This window comes from Paenibacillus sp. FSL F4-0243 (assembly GCF_037963295.1).
Taxonomy (GTDB): Bacteria; Bacillota; Bacilli; order Paenibacillales; family Paenibacillaceae; genus Paenibacillus_AQ.
Map to the genome: position 1 here is coordinate 2,912,116 of NZ_CP150151.1, position 24,748 is coordinate 2,936,863.

Consider the following 24,748-nt stretch of genomic DNA (forward strand, 5'->3'; position numbering starts at 1 on the left):
GGGTTGTTATCTGAGTTGCTTGATTATTGATTTATCTTGGTAAGTTTCAGCTGTGACCAAGCTCAATTGATTTAGAAACTCGATTTGAAAGCTCCCCGGACCTTGTCCAGTCGTTAGTTCAGCGGCGATTTCAGCAGCCACTCCATAGAAGGAGAGAGCTTCGACTGCGGCTTCAAGAGATGCTCCTTCACTTACCGCTAGAAATGCACCGACTACTGCACTTAGCAGACAACCGGTTCCCGTTACTTTCGTTAGAATTGGGTGACCATTGCTGGCAATGTAGGTGTTATATCCATTTGTGATGACATCGTCTTTTCCGGTGATGATAACTACACAGCCTAACTTCCGCGCGGCTGACTCAGCCAAGACGACTACGTCGCCATCCCCTTCGCCTGCATCTACCCCTTTAATAGACCAGCTTTCACCAATGACATTGGCAACTTCAGCTACATTGCCACGTAGAGCGGTAATCTGCATCTCATTCACTAGCTTTTGAGTGACCGCTGTTCGATAAGAAGTGGCTCCCGCACCCACTGGATCAAGAACTAAGGGAACGCCGTGCTTATTCGCAGATTGTCCCGCGAGCACCATGGATTGAATGGCGTAGTCATTCAGTGTGCCGATATTTAGAACTACAGCAGATGAAAATGCGGCGATATCGACCACTTCCTCGTGAGCATCCGCCATAAAGGGGGAGGCACCCAGCGCCAAAAGACCGTTGGCTGAGAAATTGGCTACGACGATGTTGGTGATATTGTGGACCAGTGGATTGGATTCCCGTACTTTGGATAGATAACTCATGATTTATTCCTCCTCAAGTTTTATTAGCGAATAGCTAATGTTTAAAGATTAATAAAAGCATCCTCAGCTTTGATGTCAGTAGACAGTAAATCATTGTCCGATAGCCACTGTCTTACCTTCTCCCAAGACGCTGGCGCTTGGTATCCAAAATCTTGATCACCTGCATTCATTAACGGTAGTAGAATCGCTAGGCTCTTCTCTTCAATTTGCTTATCGAGTGGAGAGGTCTCATCTTCGTGTGCAAGCAGCAAATTTAACGCTTTTTCCGGATTATCCTGCACAAATTGTTGTCCTTTTGTAATTGCATTTAGAAACTTTTTGAAATAGGATTCAGAATTTTGTATTCCTTGATCGCTGGCGACAAGGACTAGCTCATAATAATCGGGGACTCCGTAATCCGTGGGATTGAACGAGTTCACGGGATAACCTTCTTTTTCCAAGATTAATTGTTCGTGGTTAATGAACCCTCCCATAATGGCATCCACTTGCCCCGTCGCAATCGCCGGAATAAGATCAAAGCCTACGTCTATTAATTTGCTGGCCTTAGGGTCACTCCCATCGTTTTGGATCATCGTACGAATCATGGCTTCATAAAGAGGAATGGAAGAATACCCAATCTGTTTACCTATGAGGTCTTTGGGACTATGAACGTCTCCAGCCTGAGGTACCATTAAATGATTAAGCGGATGTCTCACAATCGCAGCAATCGAACGTACTGGAATGTTCTCACTGCGTGCCATGAGCACCTGAGGTTGATAACTAAACGCTAAATCGATTTGATTCGCTGCTACAAGCTTCAGTGCGTCATTGCTGTCTGCGGGCATTTGGATCTCTACGTCCAGACCTTCCTCTTGGAAATAACCATTCTGCTCAGCAGCATATAAAAAAGAGTGAACGGCATTGGGATACCAATCGAGCATAATCTTCAGCTTGTGCGTTTGTATAATTTCGTTATTAGATGAATTAGCAGGAGGACTACTTACATTGGATGCTTTTCCGCAGCTGGTGAAGATTAGGAGTGAACATATGAGAAATACGGGAATAAGCCATTTTCTTTGGAAATTCAAATCATTCATTGCTTAGATCCTCTTTTCTTTAAAAATAATGGTTCGAGCAGAGCTATCATCAGAAACAACATTACACCGAGCGCGGACAACAGAAATACAGCGGCGAACATTTCGGCACTTTGCATATTTCCGGCCATCCTTCGGCTAAAGTAACCGAGTCCTTTGCTGCCTCCAAGCCATTCGCCGATGGTTGCTCCAATCACGCAGTACACAATGGATAGCTTTAGTCCTGAGAAAAAAGAGGGCAGCGCCAGCGGGATTTGGGTTTTAGCAAGCAGTTGCCAGCGGTTTGCGCCAAATGTTAACAATAAGTCTTTGTAGGCTTGACCACTTGTACGAAGTCCGTCATATGTACTCACAACGACTGGAAAAAAAGCAGTTAGAAACACAACAGCCACTTTGCTCCACAGCGTATAACCGAACCACATAATGAAAATGGGGGATAGCGCGATTAACGGGATCGTCTGACTGATAATAAGGAACGGATAGATGGCCTTTTCAAGGGGGCGAAACAAGAACATTCCGGTGCCCAGCAGTGAACCACAGATAACCGAGAGAACAAAACCTACCAATATTTCCTGTAGTGTCGCCAATAAATGCGGTCTGAGTAATTGCCTGTGTTCGATCAATGCAATACCTATTGAAGAAGGTGCAGGTAGGATAAAGGCTGGAATCAAGTGAAGACGAACAGCTGATTCCCAGATCACAAGAATGAACAATAGCAGTAGAATGAAGGGGCCGTAATTGTTTAAATATTTTTTAAAAGGTATGGGATGCATACAGTCTCCGCTCCAACTCTTCTCGTAACGCTATAAACCGGGGTTCATAGTTCATCTTGTAATGTCTTGGCCTCGGTAAATCAACGATGATCTCCTGTAATTCGCTATGCACGCCTCCAGACAATAAATAAATCCGATCGCTTAGTAACAGCGCTTCCTCTAGATCATGGGTGATGAGCATCACTGTTTGATCCAGCTCATCCCAAAGCTCCAACAGCCAACGGTGTATCTCACGTTTGGTCATAGCGTCGAGCGCTCCAAATGGCTCATCTAACAGCATAAGTCCGGCCCCGCCGCCAGCTACAAGCGTTCGTAGAAATGCGACTCGCTGTTTCATGCCACCCGATAGCTCATGGGGATAAGCCCTCTCTACATCGGCCAAACCGAAGCGTGACAGCATTTCCCGAATGTGAGAGATCGTCTGTTGTTTACTAAACCTTGGTTTTATCTCCCAGGGCAAAAGACAGTTGTCGAGCACGGTTCTCCAAGGCAGCAGCAAATCCTGCTGAGGCATGTATGAGATCTGACCTAAGCGAGTAGAGGATGACGAGTTCAAATGAATTATTATTTTCCCATGAGTGGGTTCGAGTAAGCCTGCTATAGTTTTGAAAAGCGTACTTTTTCCGCATCCGCTAACCCCAATGACAGAAACAAACTCACCTTGCCTGATATCCATGGATAGATCTGCGAATACAGGGGGTTGTTCTGATTCCGGAAAGGAGTAGGTTAAGCCTTGAATGGATAGGATTGTCGTGATGATCGAACCTCCTAAAAAGTTTTGTGAGCGTTGGCTTCTTGGAAAGCATCGTAGAAAACTTGCTTCGAAAGCCTACGCTTATGTTTTGTGATTGATTGTAAACAAATAAAGACCCATTCATTTCCGGTGGGAAATAAATGGGTCAAAAAGTTCATTCAGCATAGGAACACTAAAAATGCATGGGATGAAAATTCTGCTCCACTTCCCTCCGCTGGTATGATCCAGATCAGGTTCCAAGGGTCCGGAGCTTGAAGCTCCGTCTCAGTCGGCCGACTCCCCTAGTGAAATAACAGGTCCATATTTAATTTGTTTATAAATATACCATATCTTTCTGAGATGTAAAGAGAGGATCTTGTGAAGGATTATTCTAAGAATGGGTAATATAAGGGTAGAGATTTACCTAATATTACAATTCCGATGAATATAATCGGAAAAAATCATTGACGGTAAACATCAGCCAGTGTAGTATACAATTTACCGGATGAATTCCGGGTAAAGAGAGGGGAATTAATAATGAAAAAACTAAGTTTAACTATACTATTGGCGTTAACCGTGGTGTTTGTAGCGGCCTGCGGCAATAATTCGAATACCGATACTTCTAAAAATTCTTCAGCTGGAACGAATGGTGGAAATACAGCCACTGCGCAAAACAGCCTGGAAGCTGTTAAAGCTAGCGGCAAATTGCGTATAGGAACAGAAGGAACGTATGCACCCTTTACTTATCATGACGCTTCGGGGAAACTGACCGGCTTTGACGTAGAAATTGCTGAGGAAGTAGCGAAGCGCCTCGGTGTTGAACCAGAATTTTTTGAGACACAGTGGGACGGTATTTTTGCTGGGATGGATGCCAAGCGTTTTGATGTTATTTTTAACGAAGTATCCATTAATGAAGATCGTAAAGTGAAATATGATTTCTCTGAACCGTATATCGTATCTAAAGCGGTATTGATAGTGAGTGAAAACAATGAGGATATCAAAACATTTGCAGATCTTAAGGGTAAAAAAGCTGGACAATCTCTAACCAGTAACCTGTCCGATATCGCCCGTGAGAACGGTGCTGAAATCGTTGCTACAGACGGTTTCAATCAAGCGATGGACCTATTGACCTCAGGCCGTATTGATGCGACTGTAAATGATGGTTTGTCTTATCTGGACCTGAAAAAGCAAAAGCCTGATGTGAAAATTAAAGTGGTAGATGAGATTCCTGACGGTTCGCAAAGCGCAGCTGTTTTCTTAAAAGGCAACGATGAGTTGGTAAAAGCAGTTAGTGATGCAATTGTTGAAATGAAGAGCGATGGCACATACTTAAAGATTTCTGAGAAATACTTTGGTGCTGACGTTTCAAAATAATACAAGGTTTCAGAAGCTAACTAGCTTGGAACCAAAAAAGGATGTCTAAAAATGGATGACCGCAAAATACAAATTTTCTTAGATTCACTGCTACCCCTGCTAAAAGCTGGGGTGGCTTTTACCATTCCTTTGGCATTGATATCATTTGCACTTGGACTGATCTTAGCGATATTGACTGCACTAGCTCGTCTCTCCCCGTGGGTACTTCCGAAGCTGATCGCTCGCTTTTATGTATGGGTCATTCGTGGAACCCCTTTGTTGGTACAACTGTTTATTATTTTCTATGGTTTGCCGGCAGTTGGAATCGTGCTCGACCCTTTCATAGCCGCGACCATTGGATTTACGCTTAGTGTAGGAGCTTATTCATCAGAAATCATACGTGCTGCTATCCTGTCTATACATAAAGGTCAGTGGGAAGCGGCCTTCTCCGTTGGGATGACTCGTGCCCAGGCACTGCGCCGCGTTATACTGCCACAAGCTGCCCGTGTTTCTGTTCCGCCGTTATCGAATTCCTTTATTAGCTTGGTCAAAGACACTTCACTGGCAGCGACCATTACCTATACGGAGATGTTCAGAACAGCACAGCAGGTTGCTTCCACCTCCTATGAGCCACTGCTGATCTATTGCGAAGCAGGATTGTTCTATTTACTATTCTGCTCAGTGTTATCAGCACTGCAAAATTACTTGGAGAAACGACTGAGTCGTTACTCTGCGAGCTAAAGGGGGAGACAATTATGATTGAAATACTTAATTTGCATAAATCCTTCGGTGAGCTGCAGGTATTAAAGGGCATTGATCTCGAAATGGAACATGGCAAGGTACTGGTCATTATTGGCCCATCGGGTTCAGGCAAAACAACGCTTTTACGCTGCTTTAATCTGCTTGAAGTCCCTGATCAAGGAAGCTTATCGCTCAGTGATATTAAAATTAATTTCACGGATAACAAGAAAATCCCCCAGAAGTCCATTTTGGCATTACGCCAAAAAACAGGGATGGTCTTTCAGTCCTATAATCTTTTTCCGCATATGACTGCACTAGGCAACGTGATGGAAGGGCAGGTGACGGTCCAGAAACGATCCAAGGACGAAGCACGCGAACGTGCCCTTCAGTTGTTAACTAAAGTTGGCTTGGCGGACAAAGCGGATGCTTTTCCGCACCAACTGTCTGGTGGCCAGCAGCAACGGGTAGCTATCGCTCGTGCCATGGCAGTAGATCCAGAGGTGCTGTTGTTCGATGAGCCTACCTCTGCGCTTGATCCAGAGTTGGTGGGGGAAGTACTTAAGGTTATTAAACAGTTAGCGGCAGAGGGAATGACTATGGTGATAGTGACCCATGAGATGAAATTTGCTGCGGATGTGGCTGACCGGATCATTCTGATGGATGGAGGCCATATTCTAGAGCAAGGGACTCCGCAAGAAGTTCTTGAGCATCCGCAGCATCCTCGTGCTCTACAATTTCTGAACAGAATTAGTGGAGAAGAAGTATAGAAGACGATCAAGACGCAAAAAAGCAGTCCAGGACTATACCTGGGCTGCTTTTTCTTGTTTACCATTCAATGTTATTGGTGTGTCGCTTCTAGGTTAGGATTTAATACCGGTCTTCAGAAATTCCAAAGCATTATAGAGCATAATCGCAGCTTCGGCGCGAGTGATTTCACTTTTTGGATTAAACTTCCCATTGGCGTCTAAACTATTAATCTTGTATTTAAGAGAACGTTGAATGCTGCCTTGATAAGAAGGATTCAGCGCAGCATCGTCAGCGATATCTACGGGCACTATATTGATCATCGGCAGATTCCCAATGCCTTCGACCCCTTGCACTAGATAATTGGTGAACTCTTCTTTGGTCATTGTTTTGGTTGGATCAATGTCCTTAGGAAGCTCGACACGATTGTAATACGCATTGATAAAGGCTTCAGCGTACCAAGCTTTATCCTTGACTTTCGTGAACAAGCCACTGGCAACGGGAGCTTTGTTGAAATCAATAGCCGCGAGACTAAGCTGGAGTCCACCCGAAATGAACTGGATCCCTTGTGCTGTTGTTACTTTGGAGCTGGGCAAGAATTGGGATTCACTAACCCCTTTGATCAAGCCTTGATTTTTTAAAGAAATAATTTTTTCTTTGCCGTTTATATTATCAATATCCTTAAAGGTATTTCCGGCTGCAAATATTTGGCCACCCAAAGAGAAGGAGAGAATCGTAACGGTTGTAATCGCGGCTAACGTTCTTTTTTTCATATTCATGGTTATTTCACCTCGTTGTATGGATAGGCCTCGTGGCCGCTATCACAAACTTAAACGCAGAAAAATATGGAAAGGTTGCGGTCAAACCTATAATATTTCACGAAAAAGTAGATTTTGGCAGAAAAATAGGCAGGAATGGATGAAAGAACTTTGGATAAGAGAGCTGAAATGTTATAATGATGTCAGGCTCTATTCATTCGTGATTATTTTTGATATGATTATATCGTAAAGATTACTATTTACGTTTAATATTTTGATGCATAAATGGGTGCGTCTCAGTGGATACGGATGTTAAATCATTCCGGGAAGGTAGGAGATCAAATGGATCAAATTTCAAATATCAGTCAGCTTTTTGCGGCGCAAAAATATAAATTAACGCCCCAGCGTGAGGCCATAGTGAACATATTGCTCGACAATGAGAAAGATCATCTCAGCGTAGAAGAAGTATATATGCTTGTCAAGAATAGTTATCCGCATTTAGGGCTGGCAACGGTATACCGTACACTTGAGCTCTTATGTGAGCTTCACATTGTAGAAAAGATGAACTTCGGAGATGGAGTCGCTCGTTATGATCTGCGCGGGAATGATCATTCTCACATGCATCATCATTTGATATGCAGCGTGTGCGGCAGGTTGGAGGAAATTAAGGATGACTGGCTAGTGGAGCTGGAGAAAAGAGTGGAACGTGAATATGGCTTTAACGTCACGGATCACCGCCTAGATTTCAAGGGTACTTATGACACATGTAAACGAACAGGCTGCAAAAAAGAAAAAGCAAACAAAGCGGTTTCTTAAGCCGCTTTCTACCTATAAGAAGAAGCTGTCTCAGAAGTAGTAAGTACTACTTAGGGGGCAGCTTCTTTTTCGGAAAAGAATTAGGGAAAAACTCCCTCTCAATAACTGATAATTGCCCGATACGAATGGAAATGGGGAAATCCTCCCTATAAATCGGACAAATATCTATATTTCACAACAAATCAGTGGAATTATAGGGAGGATTTCCCTAATTAGTAGTCAATTACGCAGAAATCTCTGGATTATAGGGAGATATTCCTTAATTTGCACGCAAAGCAGCGCTTCTTAAAAACCAGAGAAGCGCTACAATGCCTTTTAAACTGTTAAAGGAAATCCTACTTACGGGAAATTCTATGTCATTTTTCTTAGCTTCGAGTGGGCACGAAGGATTTAATCCACGTTCCGAAGCTCCCAGGGTTACGGCTCTGAACGAGGATTACACCTTCTCCGCGGAATCGGCAGACAAGCGCTTCACCACTGGTTAAACTGTTCAGCCAACCCGAGGCTGCTTTTTCTACCTTATAGTCCATATAATCTGGCCAAGCGACGAGATGTCCATTGTCGATAATCATCTCTTCACCAGGTGCTAAATTAATGGCATGGATCGCTCCGAAGGAGGACAGGAATACTGTTCCTCTGCCGCTGATTTCTACAATGAAGAAGCCTTCACCAGAGAAAAGTCCGCGTGTTAAATTTTGCATTTTGGTATTTACTTGAATGCCTTCCGTACCGGCTAAGAATCCGTCCTTTTGAACTAACAGCTTATAGGATCCATCTAATTCGATAGCTTGGATATCACCCAATGATCCAGGAGACAGTAGGACCTCACTTTGACCACGGATAGCTCTGAGTTCCTGGAAGAAGAACTTTTCACCGCTCAGCATTCTTCCCAGACCCCGCATTACGCCTCCATCAGCCGTTCCTTTTAATTCTACGTTGGGAGACATGGCAACCATCGCGCCCATCTCAGCTTTAACGCTTTCGCCGGGGTCCAAATATACCTTCAACATAGCAAAAGCACCCTCGTACAAAACATCGTATTTCATCACTAAAAACCTCCGAATCTATTTAGATAAGTAAGAAAACTAGCAGTGATCTCATTGTAACGGAATTCTGGCTGCGCTCATAGTCTGTATTATGTTAAACTGTAGTTGTCTAATAGTTCATCTATGAATAGGAGAGTGGTGCCACATGGCACGAACCAAGACTCAAAAAGCCTTGTTAAAGGCAGAGCGCTCAGGAACCTGGTGCGCAGCTCAAAGTCGAAGATCCAATGGAGATTATGGCGCCATTTCACAGCATGTACGGTTAACGCCGAGCAAACAACAGCAATTGAATAAGAACAAACACAAGGAGCGGATCTTCCAAGATGATGCTCCTTTTTATTTGGCGATTTGAAAATAATGTGTCACTAAGAATATACTGATGGAAGACATTATGGATAGGAGATATATAACTGATGAAACAAAATAAATACGACGATACGAATTTCTTCTCAGCCTATAAACAAATGCCTCGTTCCATTGGTGGGCTTGAAGCAGCTGGAGAATGGCATGTATTACAACCTCTGATCCCAGACTTACATAATAAAAGTGTTCTTGATTTAGGCTGCGGATTTGGCTGGCATTGTCTATATGCACGCGAGCAGCAGGCAAGCTCAGTCGTTGGCGTAGATATCTCTGAAAAAATGCTTCAAGAAGCGCGTGAAAAAACAGACGATCCAGCTATTTCTTATATCCAGATGCCGATTGAGGATATTGAATTTGCGAGCGAACAATTTGATGTGGTCATCAGTTCATTGGCCTTGCATTATGTAAAATCTTTTGAAGCTATCTGTCGCAAGGTTCATACTTACCTTAAGCCAGGCGGCAGCTTTATATTTTCAGTGGAGCATCCCATCTTTACTTCTCGAAATGAACAGGATTGGTATGTGGATGACCAAGGCAATCGTCTTCATTGGCCTGTAGATCATTATCAGTCTGAGGGATTGCGTGAAACGACCTTCTTAACAGAAAATGTGATTAAATATCATCGTACAATTTCAACCTACTTCAATGACTTGATTGGAGCCGGGTTTGCTATCAAAGCAGTTAAGGAGCCTAAGCCTTCTGATGAAATGAGCGATGATCCGTGGATGAAGGACGAGGATCGCAGGCCGATGTTCCTGATTATTTCAGCTGAAAAAGAATAATCATCTCATTAACATGACTATTGTTTGAATATAGAAACGAGGGTTATCCTCTCAGTAGTTTATCTACTATAGGGATAGCCCTATTTTTGTTGATGCAATTCACCTCTATATTATACTTGAGTTCTGCTGTGTACACGGTACTGTCTAGGGGACATGCCGAAACGACTTCGGAATACACGGTGAAAATAAGTATAGTTCGCGAAACCGCAGGTTTCTGCTACTTGCTCCAGCGGCATCGGGCTGAAGGTTATTCGTTCTCTTGCCATCTCTAGCCGGACATCATTTACATATTTGATAATACTGGTCCCGAAGGCCTCCTTAAATAAATGAACGGCACGGGAGACGGAAATATCTACATGTGCGGCAACATCCTCCAACAGAAAAGGTAAGGTTGCATGCTCCTCAACATATTGCTTCATTCGGTAAGCTAGATAGCCTTTAGGCGTAATCGCTGGCTGATCTGTAATGAGTCTGTCGATTTCCATACACAGGATTTGCAGATAACAGGCAGATATCGCTGGTGAGAAATCGGAAAGACGTCTGTGCTCAAGAATCAGCTGACGAAATAAGCCGAGGAAATTCTCACTAAGTGGCACACTTAAGAGTGAGGGTCTCTGAGCACGTTCCCACCATTCAACAATCCAAGTTCCTTCACAAAAAATATGATAATCTCCGCTTTCAATCCGCGGCTTACCCACAGGATACTCTTCCTTATCAATGATTAAATAGTAAGGATCATTAGGAGCAAACAGCATGATATCGCCGCTCTCTACTAGAGTCATCACACCGTCGATCATTGCTCGACTTCGGCCCTCTGTTTGCAGACGAATTAAATAGTTCTGATTTCCATGGCTATGTGACATATGAAAAGGTTTGCGGTGAAAGGAAAATCCAGCAGATAAAACGTGACAGGTAGTTGATTGATTCATGTGTCCTCCTTGATGTCTAGAAATGATAATCAGATTGTTCATGTTTTAATCATATTATTCATTTTATTATATACGCTTTCATATTACTATGTACCTAAGCAATAAAGAAAGAAATCGACCATCCACGCTATACGGAGTCGATATTAGCTATGCAAACAAGAATGGCAGTTGAAGGAAACTAATGGGAATCAGATTAGTCAATTCTGCAACAGCATTATTGTTCAAGTGATTGCTGCTGTTGATCTCTTTGGGGACGAGCAGCAGAAAGAAGTTTAAATGAATTAGTAAGCTAACCCTAAACCCATTGGAGTGATTAGAAAATGCTGAAGATAGGTCTGCAATTGTACACGCTTAGAGAAGAATTGGAACAGGATTTTGAAGGAACACTGCGTAAGGTAGCAGCCCTTGGATATAAAGGCGTAGAGTTTTTCCACTATTTCGGCCGCACCGCAGCAGAAGTCAAACAATTGCTAAATGAGCTTGGACTAGTTGCGCTCGGCGCACATCGTCCATATGACGCATTGCTGAATGATACAGAAGCAGAGATCTCTTACAATCTTGAGATTGGAAATCCAAATTTGATTGTTCCTTATTTGTCAGAAGAACAACGTAACTATGTAGAGGTTGCCGCGAATCTGAAGGTTATTGGAGAAAAGTGCAAAGCGGGCGGAGCAGTTCTTCTGTATCACAATCATGATTTCGAGTTAACAGATAAATATGGTGATAGTGACCGTACTGCTTTTGATGGATTGTTTGAAGAGGTGCCGGCTGACCTGTTGCAAGTGGAAATGGATACTTGCTGGGTACATCATGCAGGCTATGATCCAGTTGAATATATCAATAAATACGCAGGTCGACTGCCGATCATCCATCTGAAGGATTTGAAGAAAAAAGAAGACGGATCTCCGGAAACTGTTGTACTAGGTGAAGGTGAAGTGAACCTTACTGCAATTTTAAATGCAGCTGTACAGGCAAATGTGGAGTGGGCGGTAGTAGAGCAGGATTTCTGCAGTCGTTCACCATTAGAAAGTGTAGAAGATAGTTTGAAATGGGTAAAAGCATACGCAAATCAAGGAGGAAAAGTTAATGTCTAATAAGTTGAGAATTGCTATTGTAGGTTGCGGTGGTATCGCAAATGGGAAACATATGCCAAGTTTGTCACGTCAGAAGGATGCTGAAATGGTAGCTTTCTGCGATATCATAGAAGAGCGTGCACAGAAAGCCGCTCAGACTTATGGCGCTGAAGGCGCTGCTGTTTATACAGATTACACTGAGCTTTTGAAAGCTGGCGGATTTGATATTGTTCATGTATGTACACCAAATGACAGTCACTCCGTGATTACTATTGCTGCATTGGAAGCAGGTAACCATGTAATGTGCGAGAAACCAATGGCTAAAACCACTGCCCAAGCACAAGAAATGTTGGATGCTGCGAAGCGTACGGGGATGAAGTTGTCTGTCGCTTACCAGAACCGTTATCGTTCGGATAGTGAATACCTTAAAGCACTCTGCGAAAACGGCGAACTAGGTGATATCTATTATGCAAAAGCAATTGCCCTTCGTCGTCGTGCGGTTCCTACTTGGGGCGTGTTCCTGGATGAAGAAAAGCAAGGCGGCGGCCCACTGATCGATATCGGTACGCATGCACTTGATCTTACTTTATGGATGATGGATAATTATAAACCACGCAGTGTTATGGGCTCGTCTTTCCATAAGCTGAGTAACCGAAAGAACGCTGGAAATGCCTTTGGTCCTTGGGATCCTGAGCAATTTAAGGTAGAAGATTCAGCTTTTGGATTTATTACCATGGAAAATGGTGCTACAATTGTACTTGAATCTAGCTGGGCACTAAATGTATCTGAGTATCGAGAAGCTCAGACGCTTCTTGCAGGTACAGAAGGTGGTGCAGATATGAAGGATGGTCTGCGCCTAAACGGTGACCGTGGTGGACGTCTGTATGAGACCAAAGTAGACTTGTCTGCTGGTGGAGTAGCGTTCTTTGATGGTGGACAGGAAAATGAATCTGATCGTGAAGCTCGCTTGTGGCTTGAGGCGGTTAGAGAAGACAAGGAACCTGTAGTTAAACCTGAGCAGGCCCTCGTTGTTACTCAAATCTTGGAAGCTATTTATGAATCTTCACGTACAGGTCGCGCTGTGTATTTTGACGGCACATCAGATAATTAATAGGGAAGTAGGAGTGGAAGTCATGAGCTCAAAGATACATTCCGTAGTCATCGTTGGCTTTGGTGGAATGGGAAGTTATCACGCGAAATTAATTAAGGAGACTAACTCCCTAGAAGTGGTAGGGACATACGACTTGCTTGAAGCACGTCGTGCGGACTCCATCAATGCTGGTTACAAGGTATATGAAAGTTATGAAGAAGTATTAGCAGATCCTGCAGTTGAGATTGTTCTTATTGCGACACCAAACGATGTACACAAAGAAATCGCTATACGTGCGCTACAAGCTGGCAAACATGTTATTTGTGAGAAGCCAGTCGCTATGTCCAAGGAAGAGCTTCAAGATATGCTGGATGCTGCGGATGCAGCAGGACGTGTGTTCATGGTACATCAGAACAGACGTTGGGATGAGGATTTCTTAACCATCAAAAAAATGTATGATCAAGAGACCATCGGTTCTTTGTTCCAGCTTGAATCTCGCGTACATGGAGCGAATGGTATTCCAGGAGACTGGCGCCATGTCAAGGCACAAGGTGGAGGAATGCTGCTAGATTGGGGCGTTCATTTATTAGATCAGCTCTTATTTATGATCGATAGCAAAGTCATCAGTGTGAGCAGCAGTCTGAGCTTTATTCTAGGCAATGATGTAGATGATGGCTTTGAAGCCATCCTGCAATTTGAGAATGGAATTAAAGCTATCGTTGAGGTTGGGACAACTAACTTTATTACGCTGCCTAGATGGTATGTGAAGGGTATTGAAGGAACGGGTATTATCGAAGATTGGTCTTTAACTGGACGTTTAGTAACCAGAAACAATGAAGGTGAAAAGATCGAGCCTAAGCCTATACGTGCTGGTGTTGGATTAACCAAAACTATGGCGCCTCCTTCAGAAGGGGCTACGATTACAGAAGCTTTACCTCAACCTGCGGAGCTAGGCTCTAGCTTCTACGACAATTTCGCAGCCGTTATTGAGGGAACAGCAGAGCCAATCGTTAAGAATGCCGAAGTAATGCGTGTTCAGAATTTGATTGAAGCTATTTTTGAATCTGCTGAGAAGAACCAAGTAGTAAAAGACTTCGATATGTATGGTGAAGGTAAGTAAACTATTTGCAAAAGAGGTGACTTACAATGAAACTTGGAGTATTTATGGTCTTGTTTGGGGGTCGCAAGCTGGAGGATGCTCTTGATTATGTAGCGTCCAAAGGTCTAAAGGCGGTAGAGATTGGTACAGGAGGGAATCCTGGTAACAGCCATTGTGATCCTAAGATGCTTCTCGAGAATGAGACAGCATTGAAAGAATTCAAACATGCTGTGGAATCCCGTGGATTGACGATCAGTGCATTGAGCTGTCACGGAAATCCCCTACACCCACAAAAAGAGCTTGCCCAGAAGGATCATGAGGACTTTGTGAACTCGGTCAAATTGGCGCAGAAGCTAGGAGTTCCAGTCGTTAATACGTTCTCTGGCTGTCCAGGTGATCATGAGGGTGCCAAGTATCCGAACTGGCCGGTAGCTCCATGGCCAAATGATTATCAAGAAATTCTGGATTGGCAATGGGAAAATAAAGTGATTCCTTACTGGACTGAATGGGGAGCCTTTGCCGCAGAGCATGATGTGAAGGTTGGTCTTGAGCTGCACGGCGGATTCTCCGTTCACACACCTGCTACTCTACTGCGGTTGAGAGAAGCTGCAGGTGAAGTAATCGGAGCTAACCTTGATCCGAGTCATATGTGGTGGCAAGGAATTGATCCAGTGCAGGCAATTCATATTTTAGGCCGCCAAGGCGCAATTCATCATTTCCACGCTAAAGATACAGTTATTGATCCAGTCAATGTCAATATGCATGGCTTAACAGATATGCAATCCTATACCAAAATGCTTGACCGTGCATGGCAGTTCCGTTCGGTTGGCTTTGGACATGATCTTAAGACTTGGGCTGATATTATGAGTGCTCTTCGTTTGGTAGGATATGATTATGTGGTCAGTATTGAGCATGAAGATGGATTGATGTCTGTGGAAGAAGGCTTCTCCAAAGCTGTAAGTAACCTTCAACAAGTATTGATTGAGGAGCCACTAGCAGAAATGTGGTGGGTTTAGATTAAAGGGAATAGATATAAGAAATGACGTGCGCAAGCACGTCATTTTTCCTGTATTAATAATCTGAATTTTAAACCATACAAATTGGAGGACGATCATGCAGCCGATAAAAATACAGAGAGAACACAAACTACAAATTACATCCAGCATTCAGGATTATTTTGAAACGGAGCTGTCTAGCGAAATTGGCCAATTAGCAAGTGAGAATCTTCTTGATTTTATGCTCAAAGAACTCTCACCTTATATTTATAATCAGGCACTGGCAGATGCCCGTAAAGTGATTGAGCAAAAGATGATTTCCATTGAAGAAGAATTGTATGCACTTGAGCAACCACTAACATCTGCTAGAAGATAGTCCGCAACATAATGTATTGTTTACCGCTGATTGGTAACCGTTACGTCTGGATCAGTCTCAGCTTCATAATCTACACCCTCAGTCTCAAATCCGAATAACTGGAAAAACTCCTGTTTGTAGCTTTCTAGATCTGTCAATTCATAGATATTGTCTGTCGTGAGTTTATCCCAGATTTGAGTCACTTGATCCTGTACATCCGGGGACATCTCCCAGTCATCGATTCGGATACGCCCTTCTTCGTCCACAGAAGTCCCTTCGATCGCATAAAGACGTTCTGCAAACAACCGATAGGTTTGCTCAATACAACCCTCATGAAGTCCTTTCTCTTTCATGACTTTGTATAGCGCAGAAGTGTACAGGGGGACGACAGGAATTGCTGAGCTAGACTGTGTGACCAGTCCTTTCGTAACTGCTACATAGGCTCGACCGTCTATACTAGATAGTTCATCGTTAAGAGTGTGTGCTGTTAATTCTAGATGATCTTTTGCGCGTCCAATCGTTCCCTTCCGATATACAGACTGGGTAATCTCCGGCCCGATATATGAGAATGCGATGGTGGTGGCATGATCGGCCAAAGCTCCGGCTTGATGAAGAGCTTCAATCCAAAGCTGCCAATCGTCACCACCCATCACTCGAATGGTATCATCGATTTCTTTGTCTGTAGCAGGCTCAATAGAAATTTGACTGACTTCACCCGTATGAAAGTTTACGGTTTTATTCGTGTAGGTATCTCCTATAGGTTTAATTACGGAGTTATAAACTTCACCCGTCACAGGATCTGTTCGACGGGCAGAAGCAACGCTGTAGATGACTAGATCAACTTGTCCCAATTCACTGCGAATCAGCTGTATGGTTCTATCCTTAGTTTCTTTGGAGAAGGCATCACCGGTTACGCTGTAGGATTGAAGTCCAGCTTTCTCTGCAAGTACCTCAAAGGCTGCTGAATTGTACCATCCAGCAGAGGCTGTACGGGCTCCATTGCTGCTGCTCTGGCGGTAGACGCCTACTGTGCTGGCTCCAGCCCCAAAGGCGGCTGTAATCCGTGAGGCGAGGCCATATCCTGTAGAGGCGCCAATGACAAGCACCTTGCGTGGTCCTTTGATCTCGGGTTGTGTCTGGATATATTCGATTTGCCGCTCTACTTGACGAGCGCAACCTTGCGGGTGTGCGGTAGTACAGATAAAGCCGCGTGTTCTAGGTTTAATAATCATGTTAATCGTTTCCTCTCTTTCATGAAAAGCAGGCTAATGAGACTCGTTTGTTCTAATTTTAACAATTTTCAATCAAATGGAGAAGGATTGTTTATCCTTTGATACTTATTTCATTATGGTGGTGAGATCTTGGAGAGCTTTACTAAAACAAAATTAACGACAGAGCAACAGAATGATTTGGTAGGTGTTACTTTTGGAAGCCGTGTGAGCATTCAGCGAAGTACTGAACTGACAGGTGGCTATTTTAACGCAGCATATGACCTTTTATTATCAGATGGAAGAGACATGATTCTTAAGATAGCACCGTCAGCTGAAGCAGATACCCTTAGTTACGAGCATGATATTATGTCTGTTGAGGTTGCGGCGATGCGGCTGATGAAGTCAAAAGGGACAGTACCTGTGCCTGAGGTATACGCTTATGATAACAGTAAAGAAATGATTTCAAGTGAGTTTTTTTTCATGGAGAAAATAGTTGGCCAGCCCTATAATGAAATTAAGGAAGCGCTAAGCTCGCAGCAGAGAATAAGTATTGAGGAAGAGTTAGGTCGTTATTCCCGTTTAATTAATGAAATTCCTGGTGAGCGTTTCGGATTATTTAGTGCGTCCACACCAGTAAAAGGAACTTCATGGCGGGAAACTTTTAAGCATTTGATAATGAATCTGCTTGAAGATGCACGTCGTTTAAAGGTAGAAATGCCCATCCCGTTAGAAACTGTTGAGGCAGAGATCAAAAGTCACTTACATGTTATGGACGTAGTCGTTGAGCCTCGTCTAATACATTGGGATTTATGGGATGGCAATGTGTTTGTGCGAGAGGGCCGCATTGTTGCATTGATTGATTGGGAACGGGCACTTTGGGGCGATCCACTTATGGAATATTATTTTCGCTATATTGAGAATTCAGAGCATTTCTGCAGAGGTTACGGGAATAGCTTCGACAGCCCAAACGAACATGCCCGTAAAAAACTCTACGACTTATATATCGACTTAATTTACTTCATCGAGTGTTATTCGCGTAAGTACGATAGCCAAGGTCACCTTGAGTGGGCGCATGATAATCTGCTTGAGGGCTGGAAGCGGTTCATGAATTAACACATTTTTGACACAACTACAACATGAAAGATAGGGAGACTGAGCAACAGTAGGGGAGAATTCTTATATTTGAACGGCTGAGTGTACATATTGATACCGTAAGTTTGCTGTAGCCGCTGTCGATACTACGTTTGTTTCATGATCATTTATGCACGAATAGCATTGCTTACTGAAGTACATGGCCATGTAACTTTTGCTTTGGTTGTATTATTCGTGTATATTTTGATAGTGGGCTTTAGAATCATGGCAGTATTCCTTCCATACCATTTATTGTATTTAGCAGTACCTAGTAGTTCTTCCTTATTCTCTATTTGCGTATTTTAAAGAGGAGCTATCGCAACTATTGAGCACGCAATAATTAGATCTAGTACTAAAGTGTGAGGTTAGCCGTATTTTTTTCAGAAAAATCTTGACTAGAACCCTTAAAACTAGATAAAATAATACTTATTGCTTACAACATGCTGAGAATCATTATCATAATTGACGAGGAAATGAGAGGGTGACAAGATGGAGCGCCTTTTAGAGGTAAAAGACTTAGCGATATCATTCAAAACACACGGCGGAGAGGTACAAGCGATCCGTGGTGTTAGCTTCCATGTAGATAAAGGTGAAACTCTAGCGATTGTTGGGGAGTCAGGTTCGGGTAAAAGTGTAACCTCACAAGCGGTTATGAAGCTAGTTCCTACACCACCAGGAGAATATAAACGCGGACAGATTCTATTCGATGGACAAGATTTGATTGGCAAGACAGAGAAGCAGATGCAGAAGATCCGCGGTAAAGAGATCGGTATGATCTTCCAAGATCCGATGACCTCTCTGAACCCAATGATGAAGGTCGGCAGACAAATTACTGAAGTGCTGCTTAAACATGAGAACATCTCCAAGGCTGATGCGAATAAACGTGGGATTGAGCTTCTCAATCTTGTAGGTATTCCTTCTCCAGAACGTCGTTTCAATCAATATCCACATGAATTCAGTGGTGGTATGCGTCAACGTGTTGTTATTGCAATGGCACTTGCTGCGAACCCTAAGCTTCTGATTGCGGATGAGCCGACTACTGCGCTCGACGTAACCATCCAAGCACAAATCCTTGATTTGATGAAGGAATTGCAGAAGAAGATTGATACAGCTATTATTTTTATCACCCATGATCTCGGGGTTGTAGCAAGAATGGCAGATCGTGTAGCTGTAATGTATGCTGGACAAATTGTTGAAATGGGAACAGCGGAAGAGATCTTCTACGATCCAAGACACCCATACACTTGGGGCTTGCTAGCTTCCATGCCAAGTCTAGAGAGCAAAGGATCTTTGCTAACAGCAATTCCTGGTACTCCTCCAGATTTGATCAAACCGCCTAAGGGCGATGCTTTCGCACTACGTTCCACTTACGCTATGCAAATCGATATGGAGAAAGAGCCTCCAATGTATAAGGTTTCGGATACCCATATGGTGAAGTCTTGGCTAATGCATCCGATGGCTCCTAAGGTGGAACCGCCGGCAGTTGTTAAGAACAGACAACGTGTGCTTAAGAATGCTTATCCAGAGCCAGTTTTGGTACAAGAAGGCGCTAATTAAAGAGATTATTTTACGTAAAATATAAAAGAAACGTCAGGCCATTTCGATGGCTTGGCGTTTTTTTATGTGTATGAATGTTCACTATTATTTAAATAAATATGAATTAATACGAACTTAGTTAAATAAAAGGATTGACTATTGTTTGTTTTCGTTTCAAAATGAAAAGGCATACATAGGAGGTATAACGATGAGAAAAGCAATTATGACTACAATGATCAGCGTTTCATTATTAGCAGTAACCGCGTGCAATGACAATTCAGCTAGTTCCAGCAACACAAATAACGTAGCTGACTCTGCCCAGCCTGTCTTCAAAAATGTATCTGTACATGATCCGTCGATCATTATGACAGATAACAAATACTATGTGTTCGGCTCTCATTTAGCATCTGCTAAATCAAATGATCTGATGTCTTGGACTCAGCTGTCCTCTGGGGTGGTAGAAGGAAACGTTCTCATTCCTAATGTCAAAGAGGAGTTTGCTGAAGCATTAAAATGGGCACAGACGGATACCTTATGGGCACCCGATGTTATCCAATTGGCGGATGGCAAATACTATATGTATTACAATGCTTGTAAAGGGGATTCCCCGTTGTCTGCACTCGGCATAGCTGTGTCGGACAATATTGAGGGACCTTATAAGAATAAAGGAATCATTCTGAAGTCAGGTATGATGGGCAAGGGTGATGATGGAGAAATATATGATGCCACTCAAAAGCCGAATGTAGTAGATCCGGATGTGTTCTTTGATAAAGAAGGGAAGCTGTGGATGGTCTATGGCTCTTACTCCGGTGGTATTTTTATTATGGAACTAGATGCGAATACAGGCTTCCCGCTGCCAGATCAAGGTTATGGCAAAAAGCTTTTGGGTGCGAACCATGCTCGGATAGAAGCTCCATATATGCTGTACAGTCCGGAAACGGATTACTACTATCTGTTCCTATCCTACGGTGGTCTGGCTGCAGACGGTGGATATAACATCCGTGTAGCTCGTTCAAAGGCGCCTGATGGACCTTTCGAAGATTCTGAGGGTCAAGATATGATTAATGCACAAGGATCGCCATCCGTATTGTTCGATGATCCAGCATATGCTCCTTATGGAGTGAAGCTAATGGGGAATTTTGAATTCTTGAATACAGATGACGAGCTGCCAGTGAGTGGAGAAGGATATGTATCACCAGGTCATAACTCAGCGTTTTATGATGAAGAGAATGGCAAGTATTATCTGATCTTCCATACACGGTTCCCGAATCGTGGAGAAAAGCATGAGGTAAGAGTTCATCAGATGTTTATGAACAGTGAGGGCTGGCCGGTTGTAGCCCCGCACCGCTATGGCGGAGAGAGCATAGAGAAATACACAAAAGAGCAAATTTCAGGCGAATATAAATATGTAAACCATAACAAAGACATTACGGCTGATATCGTGCAGTCGGAGCTGATTGAATTCACTAAGAGCGGTAAGATTAAAGGAGCAGTAAAAGGGAAATGGAAGCTTATTGATGATCATACTGCTGAGCTTACCATTGACGGTTCTACTTATAATGGGGTGTTCCTGAAAGAGTGGAATGAAGCAACAGCTAGTAACGTTATGACGTTTACTGCGGTTTCCAAGGAAGGTATCTCTATCTGGGGGAGCCACGTATCAACGATGGAATAACAGATTTTTTTGAAATTGGCAGTAGAAACGGAGTACCAATTAGTCCTAAGAATGACTAAGTCGGAACCCCGTTTTATGGATGATTGGTCAATCTTCAAACTTTCGAATCACAATGACAGCATTATGCCCACCGAAACCAAAGGAGTTAGACATGCCTATAGTAAGATCAGATTTTCGCGCAATGTTCGGGACATAATCTAAATCACAGATGGAATCTTTGACCTCCTGATTAATGGTAGGTGGGATGATTCCTTCTTGAATGCTCTTAATTAGGGCAATAGCTTCTAGGCCACCGGCCGCCCCTAAGGCGTGTCCAGTCATGGACTTATTAGCGGTTACGGGAATCTGGTAGGCTTGATCACCGAATAACTTCTTTATCGCAAGGGTCTCAGAGCGGTCACCTACTACTGTACTCGTGGCATGAGCACTAATTACATCCACCTCTTCGGGCTGGAGATTAGCTTCATTCATGGCCAGCTTCATCGCTTGATAAGCACCAATTCCTTCTGGATGGGTGGCGACCATATGATAGGCATCAGAGCTGGCACCATAACCGATAACCTCTCCGTGAATCTTGGCGTTTCTACGCTGCGCATGAGAAAGTGACTCCAAAATAACTATTCCGCCACCTTCACCGATAACAAATCCGTCACGTTCCCCGTCAAAAGGCCGACTCGCCTTAATCGGCTCCTCATTTCGAGTGGATAAGGAGGTGGCATTGCCGAAACTGGCTAAAGAGATTTCAGTAATGGCTGCTTCTGATCCACCAGCAATTACGATGTCGGCACCTCCATAACGGATCAACCGGAAGGCTTCACCGATTGCCGTATTTCCAATAGAGCAGGCAGTTACTGGAGACATTGTAGGACCTAAAGCTCCTAATTTAATGCTGATCATCGCCGCAGCCATATTAGAGATCATCATGGGAATTAAAGTGGGGCTGACCCGATCTGGTCCGCGGCCCTTTAGCACATTCCCTTGTTCCATCAAGGTTTGAATTCCACCAACGCCTGATCCTACATAAACCCCGAGACGTTCCTTGTCAATCTTATCAAGCTGTAGACCGGAATGTGTCCAGGCATCTTCAGCGGCTGCCAGAGCGAACTGACTAAATCTATCCATTCTGCGTGCTTCTTTACGGCCAAATCTGGCCTCCGCATCGAAATCATGCACGACTCCCGCGATCTTTGTCTTAAAGTTAGAGGTATCAAATGAAGTGATTGGGGAAATACCCGACTCACCAGAAACTAGACGATCCCAGAATTGTTCTATTGTATTTCCAAGGGGCGAGATTAAGCCCATACCTGTAATAACTACGCGTTCCATAATGAACCTCCTCAAGAAGTGTATATAGGTATTTTTCCACTTATTTTATCCTATTACAAGTTATCGTTTATCATAGTATAATTTGTACTATACTAAAGAATGTAACAGAGAGGAGAGGAAGCGTATGGCTAATCAGACGAGATTGCAGGCATTATCAGATTTCTTAAAAGCACGCCGTGCTGCGATCTCACCCAGCTCTGTTGGGCTGCCAGAGGGCACGCGCAGGAGAACGCCTGGACTTCGCAGGGAAGAAGTTGCACAGTTAGCGGGGGTAAGCAGTACCTGGTATACGTGGCTAGAACAGGGCAGGGATATTAAAGTATCTTCGTCTGTTCTAGACTGTATTGCGACTGCCCTAAAGCTAACTAATGATGAGCGGAAATATCTTTTTGCACTAGCACTAGAGACTGGAACAGGGAACGTTCTATTTCAGCAAGAGGAATCCTCAGTAATTAGTCCTTCTCTACAGAAAATTTTACAGGAGCTTAAGACTTGTCCTACGATTATTTCAGACCGACGTTGCGGGATTGTAGGTTGGAATGAGGCTGCAGCACATGTGTTTCTAGATTTCTCTAAGCTGCCCATCGAGGAGAGAAACATGATTCGTTTGTTATTTGTTCGTAAGGAGTTCAGACGTTTAGCTGTAAATTGGGAACAATTCGTAAGTGGTTATCTATCCATCTTCAGAGCGTATTACGGACAATATGTAGAAGATCGTTGGTACGATGAATTCATAGAGGAATTAAAGGGACTGCATCCAGCGTTTAATGAAATGTGGGAAAAAAGTCGTGTAAGTTCTGCTCCAGATGTGCTATTGGAATTCAGACATGCCAAAGCAGGGAAAATGTTATTTCATTTAACCTCACTACAGGTTCAAGGCAGCACAGATTTACGTTGTAGTATTTATACACCTGCCGCAGATTCAAATACTGAAATCAAACTGAAACAGCTTATGGAGCAGCATAAAGAATGACTTAGGTAGAAGTTCATAAAAAAGCATCTCTAGCTGAATTATCAACTAGAGTGCTGCGAACAACAGTGCATGAATTTGAAGTGTAAGACTATTGAATGCTGGAAGATTAATGAGTGGCTATATTCTTTTTATTAGCGTGTTTACTTCCATAGATTCTGTACAATATCAATCCGAACAGCATACCGATAAATGACATCACGGAAATTGTTAAATAAAGGACCTTACCTCCAAAGGCTTCATATAATGCTCCACCTGCATAAGAGGCGAGAATTCCTGATACACCGAAGAACAGTAACGCCAACACAGTTTGACCCGTAGCACGCCATTCCACAGGCACAATACTATATAGATACTGAATAGCTGCAGAGTAGAATATCGGGAAGGTAAGGATTTGTAGAATCTGTAGATAAGCTAATAAATGCGGATCCAAAATCCAGGCCGAAATAAAGAATCGAAGAAAATAAAAGGCTCCAGAAATCGAAATAATGATTAGCTCTTTTCCTTTGCGCAGCCACCAAAAGCTTAAGGCGAACACAATAATTTCACTCATTGCGGCGATAAAGAACGATTGACCAACTAATTCAGGACTGCCACCAAGCTCGCGAATATAAACTCCAAGGAAGGTATCGTTCATTCGTGCGGGAACGGAGCTAATAAATATGAGTACTAGAAATAGCAGTGTTTCTTTGTTACTAAGAAAATGCTTCAGGCTGTCAAGTGTGACCGGTTTACCGGTCACCGGAGCATCTGGCATGAACCAGCTGACTACGAAGCTTGTAAGACTAATCGCGACGAACAGCAAGGCCATCCCTTGTGAACCGAAATAACTCATCACATAACCTGTGAGTAGGGCCATAACACCGTACCCTAACGCACCGTATGTACGTATCGAACCATAACTAATTCCAGCTGCCTCAGAGATTCGGAAATTCAGGCTTTCAGCTAGCGGATCGATAGGCATTAAGAAGAAATAGAGCAGCATCGCAAAAAGAATAAGTCGCACGTAGCTGCTAGAATCGAATAAAAAGTATCCCGTTACCGCAGAGCATAACAACAGAATTAACAGCACTTTGCGGATCGTTCTTGTTTTGTCACTGATCATCCCCCATAAGGGTTGAGCAATAATGGTAACAAACCCTCCAGTACCAATAATGAATCCAATTTGCGCCGGGTTAAGACCCTGCTCCCCTAAATAGACTGGCAGAAAAGGAATAAACATAGCCAGCAACGCAAAATACAAAAAGTTAAACCCTCGTAATAGTGTTGGTGCATTCATAAGTCTCTTTACCTCACGTATTTAATAATATTTGTATAGTGTCAATTTGGTTATTGTATCACGGATGTTGAATGATTAGGATATAAATCTATGATA

The 24,748-nt window shown here is 43.2% G+C and carries 25 protein-coding genes and 1 riboswitch; of the genes, 15 read left to right on the top strand and 10 right to left on the bottom strand.

The annotated features are described in order from the left end of the window. Positions 1–6: 6 nt before the first annotated feature. Genes thiM through NSS87_RS12800 form a run of 4 tightly spaced genes read right to left on the bottom strand, consistent with a single transcriptional unit; the run spans position 7 to position 3,323 of the window. Entirely contained in the window at positions 7–801 is a 795-nt protein-coding gene (gene thiM / locus NSS87_RS12785; RefSeq protein ID WP_339247538.1) for a hydroxyethylthiazole kinase, read from the bottom strand. 41 nt (positions 802–842) lie between these two features. Further along, entirely contained in the window at positions 843–1,877 is a 1,035-nt protein-coding gene (locus NSS87_RS12790) for an ABC transporter substrate-binding protein (RefSeq protein WP_339247540.1), read from the bottom strand. After that, a complete protein-coding gene (locus NSS87_RS12795) occupies positions 1,874–2,647 on the bottom strand; it encodes an ABC transporter permease (protein WP_339247542.1) in 774 nt (257 codons plus the stop codon). Before NSS87_RS12795 ends, NSS87_RS12790 begins: the two co-directional genes overlap by 4 nt. Further along, on the bottom strand, positions 2,628–3,323 hold the full coding sequence (locus NSS87_RS12800) for an ABC transporter ATP-binding protein (protein WP_339247543.1): 696 nt from the start codon (positions 3,321–3,323) through the stop codon (positions 2,628–2,630). The genes NSS87_RS12795 and NSS87_RS12800 overlap by 20 nt, the downstream gene beginning before the upstream one ends. A 267-nt stretch (positions 3,324–3,590) precedes the next feature. Continuing rightward, positions 3,591–3,694: riboswitch (TPP riboswitch) on the bottom strand. A gap of 223 nt (positions 3,695–3,917) precedes the next feature. Between NSS87_RS12800 and NSS87_RS12805 the strand changes: the two genes are divergently transcribed. From NSS87_RS12805 to NSS87_RS12815, 3 genes are read left to right on the top strand one after another with little or no spacing between them, the layout of a single operon-like run. Next, positions 3,918–4,754, top strand: coding sequence for an amino acid ABC transporter substrate-binding protein (locus NSS87_RS12805; RefSeq protein WP_076282859.1), 837 nt, complete (start codon positions 3,918–3,920; stop codon positions 4,752–4,754). A gap of 51 nt (positions 4,755–4,805) precedes the next feature. After that, complete coding sequence (locus NSS87_RS12810) at positions 4,806–5,474, top strand: amino acid ABC transporter permease (RefSeq protein ID WP_076299420.1); 669 nt, start codon at positions 4,806–4,808, stop codon at positions 5,472–5,474. Positions 5,475–5,488: 14 nt separating this feature from the next. Next, entirely contained in the window at positions 5,489–6,241 is a 753-nt protein-coding gene (locus NSS87_RS12815) for an amino acid ABC transporter ATP-binding protein (protein ID WP_339247546.1), read from the top strand. 93 nt (positions 6,242–6,334) lie between these two features. Here the strand turns inward: NSS87_RS12815 and NSS87_RS12820 are convergent, their stop codons facing one another. Then, positions 6,335–6,997: an S-layer homology domain-containing protein gene (locus NSS87_RS12820; protein ID WP_076282857.1), complete on the bottom strand. Its 663-nt coding sequence runs from the start codon at positions 6,995–6,997 to the stop codon at positions 6,335–6,337. A gap of 321 nt (positions 6,998–7,318) precedes the next feature. Between NSS87_RS12820 and NSS87_RS12825 the strand changes: the two genes are divergently transcribed. After that, complete coding sequence (locus NSS87_RS12825) at positions 7,319–7,792, top strand: transcriptional repressor (RefSeq protein WP_042187525.1); 474 nt, start codon at positions 7,319–7,321, stop codon at positions 7,790–7,792. A 365-nt stretch (positions 7,793–8,157) separates the two neighbouring features. Here NSS87_RS12825 and NSS87_RS12830 read toward each other — a convergent pair whose 3' ends face one another. Continuing rightward, positions 8,158–8,838: a TIGR00266 family protein gene (locus NSS87_RS12830; protein WP_042187527.1), complete on the bottom strand. Its 681-nt coding sequence runs from the start codon at positions 8,836–8,838 to the stop codon at positions 8,158–8,160. A 145-nt stretch (positions 8,839–8,983) separates the two neighbouring features. On the opposite strand from NSS87_RS12830, the gene NSS87_RS12835 reads away from it, so the two are divergent. Together NSS87_RS12835 and NSS87_RS12840 are read left to right on the top strand one after the other, a co-directional pair. Beyond that, entirely contained in the window at positions 8,984–9,190 is a 207-nt protein-coding gene (locus tag NSS87_RS12835; RefSeq protein ID WP_042187530.1) for a hypothetical protein, read from the top strand. 61 nt (positions 9,191–9,251) lie between these two features. Further along, entirely contained in the window at positions 9,252–9,983 is a 732-nt protein-coding gene (locus tag NSS87_RS12840) for a class I SAM-dependent methyltransferase (RefSeq protein ID WP_076282853.1), read from the top strand. Between the two features lie 110 nt (positions 9,984–10,093). Here NSS87_RS12840 and NSS87_RS12845 read toward each other — a convergent pair whose 3' ends face one another. Further along, complete coding sequence (locus tag NSS87_RS12845) at positions 10,094–10,912, bottom strand: AraC family transcriptional regulator (RefSeq protein ID WP_339247550.1); 819 nt, start codon at positions 10,910–10,912, stop codon at positions 10,094–10,096. Positions 10,913–11,232: 320 nt separating this feature from the next. Here NSS87_RS12845 and NSS87_RS12850 point away from each other — a divergent pair, with 320 nt between their 5' ends. The 5 genes from NSS87_RS12850 (at position 11,233) to NSS87_RS12870 (ending at position 15,545) form a co-directional block, all read left to right on the top strand. Beyond that, complete coding sequence (locus tag NSS87_RS12850; protein WP_042187536.1) at positions 11,233–12,006, top strand: sugar phosphate isomerase/epimerase; 774 nt, start codon at positions 11,233–11,235, stop codon at positions 12,004–12,006. Beyond that, the gene (locus tag NSS87_RS12855) at positions 11,999–13,096 is read left to right on the top strand and encodes a Gfo/Idh/MocA family oxidoreductase (RefSeq protein ID WP_042187538.1); all 1,098 of its coding nucleotides are present in this window, start codon (positions 11,999–12,001) and stop codon (positions 13,094–13,096) included. The genes NSS87_RS12850 and NSS87_RS12855 overlap by 8 nt, the downstream gene beginning before the upstream one ends. 22 nt (positions 13,097–13,118) lie before the next feature. After that, positions 13,119–14,195, top strand: a complete 1,077-nt coding sequence (locus NSS87_RS12860; RefSeq protein WP_042187540.1) for a Gfo/Idh/MocA family oxidoreductase — start codon at positions 13,119–13,121, stop codon at positions 14,193–14,195. 26 nt (positions 14,196–14,221) lie between these two features. Continuing rightward, positions 14,222–15,190 carry a sugar phosphate isomerase/epimerase gene (locus tag NSS87_RS12865; RefSeq protein ID WP_042187542.1) on the top strand — a complete coding sequence of 323 codons (969 nt, stop codon included), beginning with the start codon at positions 14,222–14,224 and terminating at the stop codon, positions 15,188–15,190. Between the two features lie 97 nt (positions 15,191–15,287). Further along, entirely contained in the window at positions 15,288–15,545 is a 258-nt protein-coding gene (locus NSS87_RS12870; protein ID WP_042187544.1) for a DUF2164 domain-containing protein, read from the top strand. A 20-nt stretch (positions 15,546–15,565) separates the two neighbouring features. Here the strand turns inward: NSS87_RS12870 and fabV are convergent, their stop codons facing one another. Next, entirely contained in the window at positions 15,566–16,756 is a 1,191-nt protein-coding gene (fabV, locus tag NSS87_RS12875) for an enoyl-ACP reductase FabV (RefSeq protein WP_339247555.1), read from the bottom strand. A gap of 129 nt (positions 16,757–16,885) precedes the next feature. Between fabV and NSS87_RS12880 the strand changes: the two genes are divergently transcribed. The 3 genes from NSS87_RS12880 (at position 16,886) to NSS87_RS12890 (ending at position 21,077) form a co-directional block, all read left to right on the top strand. After that, complete coding sequence (locus NSS87_RS12880; protein ID WP_339247558.1) at positions 16,886–17,848, top strand: aminoglycoside phosphotransferase family protein; 963 nt, start codon at positions 16,886–16,888, stop codon at positions 17,846–17,848. A 507-nt stretch (positions 17,849–18,355) separates the two neighbouring features. Further along, complete coding sequence (locus tag NSS87_RS12885; protein WP_042187548.1) at positions 18,356–19,423, top strand: ABC transporter ATP-binding protein; 1,068 nt, start codon at positions 18,356–18,358, stop codon at positions 19,421–19,423. Positions 19,424–19,610: 187 nt separating this feature from the next. Next, positions 19,611–21,077, top strand: a complete 1,467-nt coding sequence (locus NSS87_RS12890) for a glycoside hydrolase family 43 protein (protein ID WP_042187550.1) — start codon at positions 19,611–19,613, stop codon at positions 21,075–21,077. Positions 21,078–21,164: 87 nt separating this feature from the next. On the opposite strand, the gene fabF is transcribed toward NSS87_RS12890, so the two are convergent. Continuing rightward, on the bottom strand, positions 21,165–22,403 hold the full coding sequence (gene fabF, locus NSS87_RS12895) for a beta-ketoacyl-ACP synthase II (protein WP_339247561.1): 1,239 nt from the start codon (positions 22,401–22,403) through the stop codon (positions 21,165–21,167). Between the two features lie 124 nt (positions 22,404–22,527). Between fabF and NSS87_RS12900 the strand changes: the two genes are divergently transcribed. Continuing rightward, positions 22,528–23,376 (top strand): helix-turn-helix transcriptional regulator, encoded by an 849-nt coding sequence (locus tag NSS87_RS12900; protein ID WP_339247564.1) that lies wholly within the window; start codon positions 22,528–22,530, stop codon positions 23,374–23,376. 106 nt (positions 23,377–23,482) lie between these two features. On the opposite strand, the gene NSS87_RS12905 is transcribed toward NSS87_RS12900, so the two are convergent. Beyond that, positions 23,483–24,652, bottom strand: a complete 1,170-nt coding sequence (locus tag NSS87_RS12905) for an MFS transporter (RefSeq protein ID WP_339247567.1) — start codon at positions 24,650–24,652, stop codon at positions 23,483–23,485. Positions 24,653–24,748: the final 96 nt, after the last annotated feature.

Excerpts from the sequence above, each read along its gene's own strand:
- NSS87_RS12805 (WP_076282859.1), top strand. The coding sequence starts at position 3,918 with ATGAAAAAACTAAGTTTAACTATACTATTGGCGTTAACCGTGGTGTTT.
- fabV (WP_339247555.1), bottom strand. The coding sequence starts at position 16,756 with ATGATTATTAAACCTAGAACACGCGGCTTTATCTGTACTACCGCACAC.
- NSS87_RS12825 (WP_042187525.1), top strand. The coding sequence starts at position 7,319 with ATGGATCAAATTTCAAATATCAGTCAGCTTTTTGCGGCGCAAAAATAT.
- NSS87_RS12820 (WP_076282857.1), bottom strand. The coding sequence starts at position 6,997 with ATGAATATGAAAAAAAGAACGTTAGCCGCGATTACAACCGTTACGATT.
- NSS87_RS12900 (WP_339247564.1), top strand. The coding sequence starts at position 22,528 with ATGGCTAATCAGACGAGATTGCAGGCATTATCAGATTTCTTAAAAGCA.
- fabF (WP_339247561.1), bottom strand. The coding sequence starts at position 22,403 with ATGGAACGCGTAGTTATTACAGGTATGGGCTTAATCTCGCCCCTTGGA.
- NSS87_RS12860 (WP_042187540.1), top strand. The coding sequence starts at position 13,119 with ATGAGCTCAAAGATACATTCCGTAGTCATCGTTGGCTTTGGTGGAATG.
- NSS87_RS12795 (WP_339247542.1), bottom strand. The coding sequence starts at position 2,647 with ATGCATCCCATACCTTTTAAAAAATATTTAAACAATTACGGCCCCTTC.
- NSS87_RS12840 (WP_076282853.1), top strand. The coding sequence starts at position 9,252 with ATGAAACAAAATAAATACGACGATACGAATTTCTTCTCAGCCTATAAA.
- NSS87_RS12790 (WP_339247540.1), bottom strand. The coding sequence starts at position 1,877 with ATGAATGATTTGAATTTCCAAAGAAAATGGCTTATTCCCGTATTTCTC.
- NSS87_RS12810 (WP_076299420.1), top strand. The coding sequence starts at position 4,806 with ATGGATGACCGCAAAATACAAATTTTCTTAGATTCACTGCTACCCCTG.
- NSS87_RS12905 (WP_339247567.1), bottom strand. The coding sequence starts at position 24,652 with ATGAATGCACCAACACTATTACGAGGGTTTAACTTTTTGTATTTTGCG.
- NSS87_RS12815 (WP_339247546.1), top strand. The coding sequence starts at position 5,489 with ATGATTGAAATACTTAATTTGCATAAATCCTTCGGTGAGCTGCAGGTA.
- NSS87_RS12870 (WP_042187544.1), top strand. The coding sequence starts at position 15,288 with ATGCAGCCGATAAAAATACAGAGAGAACACAAACTACAAATTACATCC.
- NSS87_RS12865 (WP_042187542.1), top strand. The coding sequence starts at position 14,222 with ATGAAACTTGGAGTATTTATGGTCTTGTTTGGGGGTCGCAAGCTGGAG.
- NSS87_RS12885 (WP_042187548.1), top strand. The coding sequence starts at position 18,356 with ATGGAGCGCCTTTTAGAGGTAAAAGACTTAGCGATATCATTCAAAACA.
- NSS87_RS12830 (WP_042187527.1), bottom strand. The coding sequence starts at position 8,838 with ATGAAATACGATGTTTTGTACGAGGGTGCTTTTGCTATGTTGAAGGTA.
- NSS87_RS12835 (WP_042187530.1), top strand. The coding sequence starts at position 8,984 with ATGGCACGAACCAAGACTCAAAAAGCCTTGTTAAAGGCAGAGCGCTCA.
- NSS87_RS12800 (WP_339247543.1), bottom strand. The coding sequence starts at position 3,323 with ATGGATATCAGGCAAGGTGAGTTTGTTTCTGTCATTGGGGTTAGCGGA.
- NSS87_RS12855 (WP_042187538.1), top strand. The coding sequence starts at position 11,999 with ATGTCTAATAAGTTGAGAATTGCTATTGTAGGTTGCGGTGGTATCGCA.
- thiM (WP_339247538.1), bottom strand. The coding sequence starts at position 801 with ATGAGTTATCTATCCAAAGTACGGGAATCCAATCCACTGGTCCACAAT.
- NSS87_RS12850 (WP_042187536.1), top strand. The coding sequence starts at position 11,233 with ATGCTGAAGATAGGTCTGCAATTGTACACGCTTAGAGAAGAATTGGAA.
- NSS87_RS12890 (WP_042187550.1), top strand. The coding sequence starts at position 19,611 with ATGAGAAAAGCAATTATGACTACAATGATCAGCGTTTCATTATTAGCA.
- NSS87_RS12845 (WP_339247550.1), bottom strand. The coding sequence starts at position 10,912 with ATGAATCAATCAACTACCTGTCACGTTTTATCTGCTGGATTTTCCTTT.